Origin of the sequence: Phenylobacterium sp. Root700 (assembly GCF_001429025.1) — a bacterium.
Taxonomy (GTDB): Bacteria; Pseudomonadota; Alphaproteobacteria; order Caulobacterales; family Caulobacteraceae; genus Phenylobacterium.
In genome coordinates, this window is the sequence record NZ_LMHT01000022.1 from 32,436 (window position 1) to 45,448 (window position 13,013).

The window sequence follows — 13,013 nt, forward strand, 5'->3', positions numbered from 1 at the left end:
TTACGGCGCGACGCTGTGAGGGGTAAGGCGACGCCGTGACGAAGTCTCCAATCATCTCCATCGACGCCATGGGCGGCGACCACGGTCCTTCCGTGGTGGTGCCTGGCGTCGTGCTGGCCGCGGCCGAAGCCCCGAGCCTGCGCTTCATGCTTCACGGCGACGAGGCCGCGATTTCGGCTGAGCTCGCCAAACACCCGACCCTCAAGGATCGCGTCGAGATCCGTCACGCTGACCGCGTGGTGGCCATGGATGAGAAGCCCGCCCAGGCCCTGCGCCGGGGCAAGGGCACCTCGATGTGGGCGACGCTCGAAGCTGTGAAGGCCGGCGACGCCTCCGCGGCCGTCTCGGCCGGCAACACCGGCGCTCTGATGGCGATCTCGCTACTGATTCTGCGGATGAGCGTCGACGTCGACCGGCCTTGCCTGGTGGTGGGCTGGCCCGGCGTGCGGGGCACGACCACGGTGCTGGACGTCGGAGCCAATGTGGACTGCGACGCCGAGCGGCTGGTGGAGTTCGCCATCCTCGGCGAGGCCTTCCACCGCGCGGCGCACGGCGTGGCCAAACCGACCGTCGGCCTGCTCAACGTGGGCTCCGAGGACATGAAGGGTCACGAGGAGGTCCGTCAGGCCCACGCGATCCTGCGCGGCGGCCAGTTCGATCTGGACTATCGCGGCTTCGTCGAAGGCGATGAGCTGTTCCAGAACAAGGTCGACGTCGTGGTCACCGACGGCTTCACCGGCAATGTCGCGCTGAAGACCGCCGAGGGGGCCGCGAAGTACATTGGCGGGGAGCTGAAGGCCGCCCTCACCAGTTCGCTGATCTCCAAGCTCGGGGCGCTGCTGGCGCGCTCTGGTCTGTTGAAATTCCGTGAGAAACTTAGCCCCGACGCCGCGGCGCCCTTGCTCGGCCTCAATGGCGTGGTGGTGAAGAGCCACGGCGGCGCCTCGGCCCGGGATTTCGCCGCCGCGATCCGCATGGCGTCCAAGTTGGCGCAAAGCGACTTCGCAGCGGAGATCGAACGGAATATGACGCGGCTCACCGCCGCGGTGGCCGAACAACAGCCGCCGGCCGTGGATGGAGCCGCCTGAGTGACGAAAGTTCTGCGTAGCGTTGTGACCGGCGTCGGAGGCTATCTGCCCGACGAGATCGTCACCAATGACGACCTGGCCAAGGTGGTCGACACCACAGACGAATGGATCATCGAACGCACCGGCATCCGCCAGCGCCATCGCGCGGCGGAGGGGCAGGCGGTGTCCGATCTCGCCGTCGAGGCCGCGCGCCGTGCATTGGCGGCGGCAGGCAAGACGCCGGCCGATGTCGATCTGATCATTGTCGGCACTACGACGCCTGACCTGACCTTCCCGGCGACCGCCACTATCGTGCAGCGCAAGCTGGGCTGCCCGGTGGGTATCGCCTTCGACGTTCAGGCGGTCTGCTCGGGCTTCGTCTACGCTTTGTCGACCGCCGACGGCTTCGTGGCCCGCGGGCGCTCGAAGTGCGCGCTGGTCATCGGCGCCGAAACCATGACCCGCCTGATGGACTGGACCGACCGGGGCACCTGCGTGCTGTTCGGCGACGGGGCCGGGGCCGTGGTGGTGGAGCCGCGCGAAGGCGACGGTACGACCGCCGATCGCGGTCTGCTGGGCTTTGCGCTGCGCGCTGATGGCACCAAGCAGGACCTGCTCTATGTCGACGGCGGCGTTTCGACGACCGGCCAGATCGGCCATCTGCGCATGCAGGGCAACCAGGTGTTCCGCCATGCGGTCGTGAACATCTCCGAGGCGGTTTTCGCCGCGGCCGCCGACGCCGGCGTCCCGGTGGACGAGGTCGACTGGTTCATCCCCCACCAGGCCAACCAGCGGATCCTGGAGGGCGTCGCGCGGCGCGTCGGTATCCATGAGTCGAAGGTGATCTCGACGGTGGCCATACACGCCAATACGTCCGCGGCCTCCATCCCGCTGGCGTTGGCCAAGGGCGTCGAGGACGGGCGGATCAAGCCTGGGCAGATGCTCCTGCTGGAAGCCATGGGCGGGGGCCTGACCTGGGGCGCTTGCGTTCTGCGCCTCTAGGCTGCACGCGAAAATCCTGGCGCTTGCGTCTTGTGCTTGTAAGCGCGAGGTTGGGCGCGGGGACAATGAATCCCTTGAAGTCTTTGACCTGATGCGACAATCAGGTCATGACGGAATGTCGATCTATTCAGTAACGGTGTTTTTTCCGGGGTAGGGGCGTTCATGAAAGGCGCGACAGTAACGCGAGCCGACCTGTGTGAGGCGGTTCACGAAGAGGTGGGTCTGACTCGCCAGGACTGCTCCGAACTTGTTGAGCGGACCCTGGAGCTGATGGCCCAGGCCCTGGAACGGGGCGAGCAGGTGAAGCTTTCGGGATTCGGCGTTTTCCAGGTTCGCGCCAAGCGCGCGCGCATGGGCCGCAATCCCAAGACTGGGGAACCCGCCGCGATCGAGCCGCGCCGGGTAATCGGCTTTCGCGCCTCCCAGGTCATGAAGGCGCGGGTGGACCGCGCCCTCGCAAAGTGAGGAAGGCGGCCGCGTGGCCAAGGGGCCTGACGCCTTTCGAACGATCTCCGAAGCAGCCGATGAGCTGAACGTGCCGCAGCATGTGCTGCGGTTCTGGGAGACCAAGTTCTCCTTCATCAGACCAATGAAGCGGGCTGGCGGACGTAGGTTCTACCGCCCGCAAGACGTCGCGGTGCTGCGCGGCGTGCGCGTCCTGCTGCATGACGCCGGCTACACCATCAAGGGCGTGCAGAAGCTGCACAAGGAGCAGGGGCTGAAACGCCTGCTGGCGGCGGCCGACGGCGATGTCGGTCCGCGCTCCGAAAGCCTGGCGCTCGATCTTGCAAATAGCGACATGACCGAGGAGGGACGCGAGCGTCTGCTCTTCGCTCTGGATGATCTCCAGACCGCCAAACGCCGCCTGGATGCGTTGCTGAGCCGGGATTAGGCGACCGGCTCGCGGGGCGCCAAGAAAACTATCCTCAGCGGTCTCGCCTGTTCCTCGAAATTCAGCTTGCCCGCCGGGCGCAAGCGGTTAGAAGGGCCGCCTTGCCGATGTCGGAGCGTGGCGCAGCCTGGTAGCGCACTTGACTGGGGGTCAAGGGGTCGCAGGTTCGAATCCTGTCGCTCCGACCATCGGCGGACTTCCCCAAAAAGACTATCAGACGCCCTGCGGGGCAGGGCCGCCTAGAGGCGGCCGCGGTTCATCCACGAGATGAGCGGCAGAATCGGGATGCCCCAGGCGAGGCCGCCGATTCCATAGAAGGCGAGCTGGGCCCACCAACGGTCAGGCAGATGTTCGCCGACCGTCGTCAACGCCCAGGCGTAGGCGCCCAGGAAAACGACAATACCAATTCCACCGATAAACTTCCGGACGCGCGCGCTCATGACGCCAGCCTATAGGCGCCTGAGCGCGCGTCGTCACTAGACGCTAACGTCGCTTCATCATCCCGAGCAGGAAGAGCAGCAAGATCGCGCCCAGCGAGGCGATGACAAAGCTGCCGATCCAGCCGCCGAAATTGATGCCGAGCAGGCCGGCGATGAAGCCGCCGAGTAGAGCGCCGACAACCCCGACGATGAGGTTGGTCAGCAGGCCTTGATCACGTTTCATCACCTTCTCGGCGACGAAACCGGCCGCGATGCCGATCACAATCCAGCCGATAATTCCTACGCCTTGCATTGAGCAGCCCTCTGGTTGAATCCCACTAACCAAATGCAATCAAGCTTAACCGGTTCCGTTCGCCCACCATGGACCTTCGTTGCGATCTCCGATAGCGGATCGCCGTAAGAACGCCCTGAAGAGTACCCATTCAGAGTCATGACCTCGTTCCTTCGTTCAGATCGGTCCCGTCCGGTCGCGGTTTGGTTGTTTGTCGTCGCCGCCCTGGTGCTGGCCATGATCGTGGTCGGGGGTGCGACGCGCCTCACCGACTCGGGCCTCTCGATCACCGAGTGGAAGCCCGTCACCGGGGCCTTGCCGCCGATGTCGGCCAAGGACTGGAACGACGAGTTCGCGCTGTACAAGGAGATCCCCCAGTACGCGCAGCTGAACCAGGGCATGAGCCTGGATCAGTTCAAGACCATCTACTGGTGGGAGTGGAGCCACCGGCTGCTGGGCCGCCTGGTCGGCGCGGCCTTCGCCCTGCCGTTCGCCTACTTCCTTATTCGCCGTGAATTGCCCAAACGCCTGATCGTCCGCTGCGTCGGATTGTTCGCCCTGGGCGGCCTTCAGGGCGCGGTCGGCTGGTGGATGGTGGCCAGCGGGCTGTCGGACCGGGTCTCGGTCGCCCCCGAGCGGCTGACGGTTCACCTAGGCCTGGCCTTCACCCTGCTGGGCGCCCTGGTCTGGACGGCGCTGGACGCCTGGAACGGCGCGCCGCGCCAGACGGTCCCTAGTCCCTGGTCGCGCCGGGCGTTGGCCTTGGTTGGCCTGATCTTCCTCCAGATTCTGCTGGGCGCGCTGGTGGCGGGCAACGACGCTGGGCTGGTTTACAACGACTGGCCGCTGATGAACGGGGCCCTGCTGCCCCAGGAATACGCCGGGGCCAACCTCTGGGCGACGATCGCTCACAGCCAGGGGGCGGTTCAGCTGCATCACCGGCTGGTGGCCTATTTGCTGACCGTGGTCGGAATCGCGGCGGCCTGGGGCGCGTCGCGCTCGCGCTACCTGCCGTTCGACGCCAAGGTCCTGGCCGTGACGGTCGGCGGCGCGATTGTGCTGCAGGCGATTCTCGGCGTGATCACCCTGGTCTTCGGCGTGCCGATCTGGCTGGGCATGGCCCACCAGATCGTCGCGGCGATTGTCCTGTCCCTGGCGGTCGCCTTCGCTTGGCGCGCTCGGCGACCCTGATCTAGGCCTTGAAGGCGCCCCAGGGGCCGGTGATCGCCAGCGTGCAGCCTGGGCTGTAGATGTTCACGAACAGGGTCGAACCGTCCGGCGAGAAGCAGACGCCGGCCAGCTCCGAGGTGCCGCGCACCTTGGCGCCGCCCAGCATCTGGGCGTTCCGGCCCAGGGCGTAGACCTGTCCCTGGGGCGTGATCCCGCGCAGATAGTTGGTGCCGCCGATCTTATCCTCGCAGGCCACGATATGGCCCCAGGGAGCGATGGCGATGTTGTCGGCCATTTCCATGAAGCGGGTGTCCGAGGGCTCGACGAACAGCTGCAGGCGGCCGGGCTCGTCGACCTCGCCGGTCTGGCCCTCGTGCTCGCTCGGCACGTAACGCATCACCTGGCCGTGGTGCTTGGGACCGCCGCTGGTGCAGGTGAAATAGAGCTCATCCTTGCCGAAGAAGATGCCTTCGCCGCGGGCGAACCAGGAGGCGCCGGCCGCCTTGCCGCGCTGGCGCAGATCGTTGCCTGGGTTGTCGACACCGTCGAGGTCCACCCAGCGGACGCTCTTCCAGTCGCCCTGTTTCCAGGAGTCGGAATCCCAGTTACGCGGATCGCCGCCATCGGTGACCGCCAGGGCCTGCAGGCGTCCGCCCTTGTGCAGGCGGCGGCGATCATTGGGCAGGTAACGGTAGAACAGGCCCTTACCGTCCACCTCGTCCTCGGTCATGTAGATGACGCCGGTGCGCGGATCGACCGCGCAAGCCTCATGCTTGAAGCGGCCCATGGCGGTGATCGGCAGCGGGTCGGCCAGGCCGCGCAGGCGGGACGGGACCTCGAACACCCAGCCGTGGTCCTTCTTGGCGGTCTGCCCCGCCTTGATGAGCGTCTCCTCGCAGGTCAGCCATGAGCCCCAGGGCGTTGGGCCCCCGGCGCAGTTGACGGCGGTTCCGGCCAGACTGAGGTGCTGTGACTTCAGCTCCCGGCTCTTCAGGTCGTAGATCAGGGTCGAGGTCCCGCCGCCCAGCGGCAGGCCCGCCAGGTCGGTGTCGTAGACGCGCGCGGCCGAGACCTTGGGCGCGAGCAGCCGGTCGGCGCCGTAGGCGGTGATCTGGAGATCGCGGGGCGGGGGGCTGATCTCGTGGTTGCGGACCAGGGCGACCTTATTGCGGCCGGCCGGGAAGCAACCCATGCCGTCCATCTTGCCCGGCGCGATGAGACCGTCGTCCATCCTGTCGCCGGCCTTGGAGATCACCTGATAGGAAAAGCCCTCCGGCAGATCGAAGACCTGGGCGGGGTCGAGCCGGAGCGGGCCATAGCCTGTGACTTCGCTGGCGTAACCGGGGTTGGAATAGCCGTCTGGCCCCGTCGTGATCTGGGCGTTGGCGTACCGCGAGAGGCCTGAGAAGGCGGCGGTGGCCGCGGCGGTGCGAAGGAACTGACGACGAGAACCGATCATGACTCTTTCCAGCTTGGCTTTGGCGTGCTGGCGGGACCATAGAAGCGGAACTGCTGCTTTGTGCGGTATCATAATACCGAAGGCTGGAAAGCCTTATCGCGTAACGATTTGCGGCATGTACGTTGCGTTTAAGTGTTGACAGGCGGGCTGTGGCTGCTTACTAGCCGCCCCTTCGTCGGGACCGTTTCGTCCCGCTAACTTACGGACCCGTTCCCATGATGAAGACGACGGCTTCTTTGAAGCCCGCCGACGTCGAGAAGAAGTGGATCGTGATCGACGCAGAGAACGCCGTTGTCGGCCGCCTCGCTTCGTTCATCGCCATGCGTCTTCGCGGCAAGCACCGCCCTGACTACACCCCGCACGTCGATTGCGGCGACTTCGTCGTCGTGATCAACGCCGACAAGGTGAAGTTCACCGGCAAGAAGCTGACCGACAAGGTCTACTACTGGCACACCGGTCACCCGGGCGGCATCAAGGAACGCACCGCGGACAAGATCCTCGGCGGCAAGTACCCGGAACGCATCCTGGAAAAGGCCGTTGAGCGCATGCTGCCCAAGGAAAGCCCCTTGGCCCGTAAGCAAATGACCCACCTGCGTATCTACAATGTGGGTGAACATCCGCACCAGGCGCAGAACCCCGAAGTCATCGCGTTCGCCGACCTGAACTCCAAGAACGTGCGGAGCAAGTAAGCCAGATGTCCGAGACTCAAGGTTTCGAGGCCCTGCAAAGCCTCTCGTCCAACCCCGACGTCGCTCCGGCCGAGCCGAAGATCGACGCCCTGGGCCGCGCCTATGCCACCGGCAAGCGTAAGAACGCGATCGCCAAGGTCTGGATCAAGCCCGGTAAGGGCACGATCACGATCAACGGCCGCGACCAGGAAGTCTATTTCGCGCGTCCCGTGCTGCGCATGATGATCGCTCAGCCGCTGCAGGTCACCGACCGCCTCGGCCAGTTCGATGTCATCATCTCGGTCGAAGGCTCGGGCCTGTCGGGCCAAGCCGGCGCGATCCGTCACGGCCTGTCCAAGGCGCTCACCTACTACGAACCGGCCCTGCGCCCGGTCCTGAAGCCGCACGGCTTCCTGACCCGCGATAGCCGTATCGTTGAGCGTAAGAAGTACGGCAAGGCGAAAGCCCGACGCAGCTTCCAGTTCTCGAAGCGCTAACCCGCTCACGCGAACTCGCGTTTGGAGGGGCGCTTCGGGCAACCGAAGCGCCCTTTCTCATATCCGGTCGACAGTTTTCAGGACCCGCACCATGTCCCACACCGTGTTCATCGATGGCGAAGCCGGCACCACGGGCTTGCAGATTCGTCAGCGCCTGGAAGGCCGCAAGGATCTCGAGGTCGTCTCGATCGATCCCGCCAAGCGCAAGGACGTCGATGCGCGCGCCGAGCTGCTGAACAGCGTCGACGCGGTGATCCTGTGCCTGCCCGACGATGCGGCCAAGGAGGCCGTCGGCCTGATCTCGTCCAACAGCGTGCGGGTGATCGACGCCTCGACCGCCTATCGGACCGCGTCCGGCTGGACCTACGGCTTCGCCGAGATGGACCGTGATCAGCGCGCGGCCATCGCCTCGTCGACCCGGGTCAGCAATCCTGGCTGCTATCCGACCGGCTTCATCGGCCTGGTGCGTCCGCTGGTGACGGCCGAACTGATCCCCAGCGACTGGCCGCTGACGCTCAACGCGATCTCCGGCTACACCGGGGGCGGGAAGGGGCTGATCGCTGAGTTCGAGGCGCCTGCGCCGGAAACCAGCAGCGACGCCTTCCGCATCTACGGCCTGCCGCTGCAGCACAAGCACATCGGCGAGATGCAGGCGCATGGCGGGCTGGATCATCCGCCGCTGTTCGCGCCCGCCGTCGGCCGCTACGCCCAAGGCATGATCGTCGAGGTGCCGCTGCAACTCTGGGCGCTGCCCGGCAAGCCGCGCCCCGCCGACCTGCGCGAGGCGTTGGCCAAGGCCTATGCGCGTGAAGCCTTCGTCGAAGTGGCCAGCGCCGAGGAATGCACGGCGCTGCAAAAGGCGCGGGCGGGCGCGGCCGGCTACAACGCCGACCTCGATCCCGAAGCGCTGAACGGCACCAATCGCATGAAGCTCTATGTCTTTGGCAACGAGGAACGCCAGCAGGCGCGCCTGGTGGCGGTGCTGGACAACCTTGGCAAGGGCGCGTCGGGGGCCGCGGTGCAGAACCTCAACATCATGCTGGGCCTGCCTGAGACGGCGGGGCTGTGATCCTGCGCCGGGCGAGCCTGGACGACGCAGGCGCCATCGCCCGACTGCACCGCCTGACCATGCGGGAATCGTTGCCGTTCCTGCCGGAACTCCACACCGCCGAGGAAGACCTGTGGTTCTTCCGCGAGCGATTGATGGTCGAGAACGAGGTCTGGGTTTCCGAGAGCGACGGGGAAATCTCCGGCTATGTCGCCTTCAAGCCCGGCTGGGTCAGCCACCTCTATGTCCACCCGCAGCACCAGGGACGACGGATCGGGGACGCCTTGCTCGCCAAGGCCCTGGAGGATGGCGAGGCGCGCGAGCTCTGGACCTTCCAGCAGAACGCCCGGGCGCGGGCGTTCTATGAGGCGCGGGGGTTCACCATGGTCAAACTGACCGACGGCGCCGACAACGAAGAGAAGACGCCGGACGCGCTTTACGCCTGGGCAGGCCGCTAGGCTTGCATCCAAGGCCCGAGAGGAGTCGTATCTCGGACATGAGCAAGATCGACCGCCGCGCCTTCCTGATGGGCTCCGCCCTGGCCGTCACGCCGATGACCGCCTTCGCCGCCGATGATCCCTACGCCGCCTCGCCGTGGCGTAAGATCACCGACGCGCAGTGGAAGAAGCGGCTGGATGTCGCGACCTACAACGTCCTACGCCATGAGGCGACGGAGATGGCCGGCACCAGCCCGCTGAACAAGGAGAAGCGGCGAGGGACCTTTGTCTGCGCCGGCTGCGCCCTGCCGCTGTTCAAGTCCGATTGGAAGTTTGAGAGCGGGACGGGGTGGCCCAGCTTCTACACCGCCATCAAGGGCGCGATGGGCAAGAAGACCGATTTCGCCATCGGGGCGCCCCGCACCGAGTACCACTGCGCCCGTTGCCTGGGTCACCAGGGCCACGTCTTCCCCGACGGCCCGCCTCCTACGGGCCTACGCTACTGCAACAACGGCGACGCGTTGCGGTTCGTGCCGGCCTGATAAAGGCGAGGGAGATTCACTTCGCCTGCGGGCTTGGCGGGGCGAGCGCGGCCAGGACGTGATCGACGGCCCGCAGCACCGCGCCGTTGTGCTCAAGACCAAGCAGGTTGGCGTGTTCAGCCTCCGCGACGTTTTCGTAGTAGCCGGCGCGGGAGGCCCGTTCGGGCGCTCGGCGGGCGATGTTCCATTCGCCCATGCGGGCGGCGTCGCCGGCGGTGACGACGGCCACGGGCCATTGCCGATCCAGGCTCACCTTCCCAGCCTGGATCGATCCCTGATCCCAGGCGAGGACCTCGGCCGCAGCGGTGCGCGCATGGCGGCCGGAGACGAAGGCGTGACGCTTCTCAGCCTGGCCTTGTGGTGGAAGACCGATGCGGTCGCCCCAATAGTAGGCGACGGGGGTCAGGCCAAGAGAGCCGGCGGCGGCGGTCGCACGGGCCACGTTGCGCACGCGGCTGAGGAACGGCTGGGCGCGCGGATCGCTGGTCATTTCCGGCGTCGTGGCTTCCAGCAGCACTAGGCCGGCGACCTGATCGGGGTGCTGGCCGGCGAACAGCCGGATGTGCTGGCCGCCCATCGAGTGGGCCATCAGGATGAAGGGGCCGCGTTCACCCGACGCCTCGATCAGCTTGGCGAGGTCGGCGGCGATGGCGGCGCTGTTACGGGGCCCTGGGCCAGGATCGGAAAAGCCCATGCCAGCCCGGTCATAGGCGCAGGAGCGAACGCCCTTCGCCGTCAGTCCCTGCTGGATGGCGGCGAAGTCGGCGGCCAGGCCCCAGGCGCCGGCCTCCATCCAGACCACTGGCTTGTCGGACTTCGGGCCGTCGCAGACCAGCCGCAGCTTGCGCCCGCCGATGTCGACGAAACGCCCGCTGGGCTCGAAGCGGCCCGACAAGGCCACGACCGCGAAGCCCGCGCCGATCCATACGGCGAGCAGGACGGCGAGGCCGCCAATCAGCAATTTGAGCATCTATCCCCCAGGGAGCGGTCGCTTACGACTTCACCTTCACATAGGAACCGGGCGCGTCCTCGATAGGCTTGAACTTGCCGTTCGCCGGATCGCGGGCCGGGACGAGACCGCCGGACTTCTCCCGCAGCCAGGTAGCCCAGTGCGGCCACCAGGAGCCCGCCGTTTCCTTGGCGCCCTCCATCCACTGTTCGACGGAGCCGGGGAGGTCGGTGTTGGTCCAGTGCTGGTACTTGTTGGCGACCGGGGCGTTGATCACGCCGGCGATGTGCCCCGACCCCGCGAGGGTGAAGGTCACGGGGCCGCCGAACAGCCGCGCGCCGCGATAGACCGATCGCGCCGGGGCGATGTGGTCTTCCTTCGACGACTGCACGTAGACCGGGGTCTTCACGGTCGCCAGGTCGAGCTTGATATTGTCGAGAACCAGCTCGCCCTTCGCGAGGGCGTTCTCGCCGTAGAACTTGCGTAGATAGAACAGGTGCAGCGCCTTGGGCATGCGCGTCTGGTCGGAGTTCCAGAACAGCAGGTCGAAGGGCTTGGGCTCCTTGCCCATCAGATAGTTGTTCACGAAGAACGACCAGATCAGATCGTTGGCGCGCAGCGAGTTGAAGGTCTCGGCCATGGCCTGGCCCGACAGCACCCCGCCGGCCGCGTCCATCTGCTTCTCGAGATCGCCCAGCCAGTCTTCATTGGTGAACAGCAGCAGGTCGCCGGCCTCGGCGAAGTCCTGCTGGGCCGCGAAGAAGGTCGCCGAGGCGATCCGCTTGTCGTTCTTGGCCGCCATGTGGGCCAGCGTGGAGGAGAGCAGGGTGCCGCCGATGCAGTAGCCGACGGTGTTTACGCGATCGACGCCGGCCTGGGTCATGGCCGCCTCGGTCGCGGCGTAGATGCCATCGAGCATGTAGTCCTCGAAGGTCTTGGCGGCCATGGCGACGTCGGGATTGACCCACGAGGCCACGAAGACCGTGAAGCCCTGGTCCGCCAGCCAGCGGATCATCGAATTTTCCGGCCGCAGATCGAGGATGTAGAACTTGTTGATCCAGGGCGGGAAGATCAGCAGCGGGATCTCGTGGACCTGTTCGGTCGTCGGGTTGAATTGCAGCAGCTGGAGCACGTCGTTCTGGAACACGACCTTGCCCGGCGCGGTGGCGACGTTCTCGCCGATCTTGAACATCTGATAGTCGGTCTGGCTGATCGCCAGCTGACCGCCGCCGCGCGTCAGGTCGTCGGCGAAGTTCTCCATGCCCTTCAGCAGCGAGGCGCCTTGGGTCTGCATGGCTTCGCGCAGGGCGGCCGGATTGGAGACCAGGAAGTTCGACGGCGAGAAGGCGTCGGTGAGCATCTTCATGAAGAACTCGACCCGGCGCTTGGCCATCGGATCGACGTCCTCGACCTGGGAAACCAGCGCGTTCAGCCAGTTCGAGGTCAGCAGGTAGGATTGCTTGATCACGTCGAAGACCGGGTTTTCGGCCCAGTCGGGATCGTTGAACCGCTTGTCGCCCTTGGCGGGGCTGACCACGGGCTCGACCGTTTCGCCCCCGGCGCGGCGGGCGGCCGATTGCCAGAGCTCCAGATATTGTTGGAACAGGTCGGCCTGGGCGCGGACCATCCGGTCGGGCTGACTGGCCAGCCGACCCATGACGTCGGTGAGGGCGGGGGCGACGTGGAAGGGATCGGGTTGCAGGGCGGCCGGACGTTCGGCCTGGCGCAGGGCGGCCTCGGCGATCGCGCCCTGGGCGGTCAGCGCCGCGCGGGCCAGATTCGCCGACAACTTCTCCATCATGTCGCGTTGGTCAGCGCTCAGGTGGTCCAGCCTCGCGGAGGTGGTCTCGCCGTTCCGCGGCGGTTCGGGGGGCGGAGCGGCCTCGAAAGCTGCGGCTTTGGCGGCGGTTTCAGCCTTATTGGCCTTGGAAACAGCCTTGTCGGCGGCCTTGGCCTTCTTTTTTCCCTTGGCCTTGGTAGGCGTCGACGGTTGTACGCTCATCGCTCAACTTCCTCCCACACGCGCTTCCTTGAGGCTTTGGGGCGCTCGCGCCCTTTCACCTGAGGCGATCATGGCATATGACCTGGGTGAATATGAACGCGCCGCTTCGACTTTTCGCAAAAGCGCCATTCGGGGCCTCCGCTCGGGGGCTGCTGGCCTGTGTCTGCCTGGGGGCGCTGCTGGCTGGCTGCGCGACCTCCAACCCGTTTGCGACTGTCCCGGTGGATCCGGCCTCGCCGGTGGCGGCCGACGTGGCGCGCATGGCGCGAACCGGCACGGACTATCCGACCTTCGCCGACATTCCGCCGCTCCCCACCGATCAGCGACCGATCGCGCAATGGGGCAAGGAAGCCGACAAGCTCGAGACCGCCAGCGCCGATCTGGAGCGGAAGACCGCGGCCAACACCTGGACGCTGGACGGCACCGAGCGGTTCCAGGCGCGGGCCCAGGCCGAGGCCGGACCCGACAACACCGGCGCAGCCTCCAGCACAGCAGCCACCGAGGCCTTCGCGCGGCAGCTCCGGGAACGAGCTACGCCGCCTCCGTCGCCCAGATAAGAGGCAGGCGGG

General features: G+C 66.3%; 16 protein-coding genes and 1 tRNA gene. 12 read left to right on the forward strand and 5 right to left on the reverse strand.

Annotated features, from left to right (window positions below):
• Positions 1–35 precede the first annotated feature (35 nt).
• From plsX to ASE02_RS11090, 5 genes are all read left to right on the forward strand, one after another.
• On the forward strand, positions 36–1,088 hold the full coding sequence (gene plsX, locus ASE02_RS11070) for a phosphate acyltransferase PlsX (protein ID WP_082602012.1): 1,053 nt from the start codon (positions 36–38) through the stop codon (positions 1,086–1,088).
• The gene (locus ASE02_RS11075; protein WP_056734133.1) at positions 1,089–2,069 is read left to right on the forward strand and encodes a beta-ketoacyl-ACP synthase III; all 981 of its coding nucleotides are present in this window, start codon (positions 1,089–1,091) and stop codon (positions 2,067–2,069) included.
• 162 nt (positions 2,070–2,231) lie between these two features.
• Positions 2,232–2,534 (forward strand): integration host factor subunit alpha, encoded by a 303-nt coding sequence (locus tag ASE02_RS11080; protein ID WP_056734135.1) that lies wholly within the window; start codon positions 2,232–2,234, stop codon positions 2,532–2,534.
• 13 nt (positions 2,535–2,547) lie between these two features.
• On the forward strand, positions 2,548–2,961 hold the full coding sequence (locus ASE02_RS11085) for a MerR family transcriptional regulator (protein ID WP_056734138.1): 414 nt from the start codon (positions 2,548–2,550) through the stop codon (positions 2,959–2,961).
• A gap of 111 nt (positions 2,962–3,072) precedes the next feature.
• Positions 3,073–3,149, forward strand: a tRNA-Pro gene (locus tag ASE02_RS11090).
• A 51-nt stretch (positions 3,150–3,200) separates the two neighbouring features.
• Here ASE02_RS11090 and ASE02_RS11095 read toward each other — a convergent pair.
• Positions 3,201–3,401, reverse strand: coding sequence for a DUF2842 domain-containing protein (locus ASE02_RS11095; RefSeq protein WP_056734140.1), 201 nt, complete (start codon positions 3,399–3,401; stop codon positions 3,201–3,203).
• Positions 3,402–3,444: 43 nt separating this feature from the next.
• A complete protein-coding gene (locus tag ASE02_RS11100) occupies positions 3,445–3,693 on the reverse strand; it encodes a GlsB/YeaQ/YmgE family stress response membrane protein (RefSeq protein WP_056734141.1) in 249 nt (82 codons plus the stop codon).
• Positions 3,694–3,831: 138 nt separating this feature from the next.
• Here ASE02_RS11100 and ASE02_RS11105 point away from each other — a divergent pair, with 138 nt between their 5' ends.
• A complete protein-coding gene (locus ASE02_RS11105) occupies positions 3,832–4,863 on the forward strand; it encodes a COX15/CtaA family protein (protein ID WP_056734143.1) in 1,032 nt (343 codons plus the stop codon).
• A 1-nt stretch (position 4,864) separates the two neighbouring features.
• On the opposite strand, the gene ASE02_RS11110 is transcribed toward ASE02_RS11105, so the two are convergent.
• Positions 4,865–6,301, reverse strand: a complete 1,437-nt coding sequence (locus tag ASE02_RS11110) for an alkaline phosphatase PhoX (protein ID WP_056734145.1) — start codon at positions 6,299–6,301, stop codon at positions 4,865–4,867.
• A 215-nt stretch (positions 6,302–6,516) separates the two neighbouring features.
• Here ASE02_RS11110 and rplM point away from each other — a divergent pair, with 215 nt between their 5' ends.
• The 5 genes from rplM to msrB all read left to right on the forward strand — a co-directional run bounded on the left by rplM (position 6,517) and on the right by msrB (position 9,493).
• Positions 6,517–6,990 carry a 50S ribosomal protein L13 gene (gene rplM / locus ASE02_RS11115; RefSeq protein ID WP_056734146.1) on the forward strand — a complete coding sequence of 158 codons (474 nt, stop codon included), beginning with the start codon at positions 6,517–6,519 and terminating at the stop codon, positions 6,988–6,990.
• A gap of 5 nt (positions 6,991–6,995) precedes the next feature.
• Complete coding sequence (gene rpsI, locus ASE02_RS11120; RefSeq protein ID WP_056734149.1) at positions 6,996–7,466, forward strand: 30S ribosomal protein S9; 471 nt, start codon at positions 6,996–6,998, stop codon at positions 7,464–7,466.
• A gap of 91 nt (positions 7,467–7,557) precedes the next feature.
• The gene (gene argC, locus ASE02_RS11125) at positions 7,558–8,535 is read left to right on the forward strand and encodes an N-acetyl-gamma-glutamyl-phosphate reductase (protein WP_056734150.1); all 978 of its coding nucleotides are present in this window, start codon (positions 7,558–7,560) and stop codon (positions 8,533–8,535) included.
• Positions 8,532–8,972, forward strand: coding sequence for a GNAT family N-acetyltransferase (locus ASE02_RS11130; protein WP_200957662.1), 441 nt, complete (start codon positions 8,532–8,534; stop codon positions 8,970–8,972). The genes argC and ASE02_RS11130 overlap by 4 nt, the downstream gene beginning before the upstream one ends.
• Positions 8,973–9,010: 38 nt before the next feature.
• Entirely contained in the window at positions 9,011–9,493 is a 483-nt protein-coding gene (gene msrB / locus ASE02_RS11135; RefSeq protein ID WP_056734152.1) for a peptide-methionine (R)-S-oxide reductase MsrB, read from the forward strand.
• Positions 9,494–9,509: 16 nt separating this feature from the next.
• On the opposite strand, the gene ASE02_RS11140 is transcribed toward msrB, so the two are convergent.
• Both ASE02_RS11140 and phaC read right to left on the reverse strand, forming a co-directional pair.
• A complete protein-coding gene (locus ASE02_RS11140) occupies positions 9,510–10,463 on the reverse strand; it encodes an alpha/beta fold hydrolase (RefSeq protein ID WP_056734154.1) in 954 nt (317 codons plus the stop codon).
• A gap of 22 nt (positions 10,464–10,485) precedes the next feature.
• The gene (phaC, locus tag ASE02_RS11145) at positions 10,486–12,444 is read right to left on the reverse strand and encodes a class I poly(R)-hydroxyalkanoic acid synthase (RefSeq protein ID WP_162257164.1); all 1,959 of its coding nucleotides are present in this window, start codon (positions 12,442–12,444) and stop codon (positions 10,486–10,488) included.
• 77 nt (positions 12,445–12,521) lie between these two features.
• Between phaC and ASE02_RS11150 the strand changes: the two genes are divergently transcribed.
• Entirely contained in the window at positions 12,522–13,001 is a 480-nt protein-coding gene (locus ASE02_RS11150) for a hypothetical protein (RefSeq protein ID WP_056734156.1), read from the forward strand.
• Positions 13,002–13,013 lie beyond the last annotated feature (12 nt).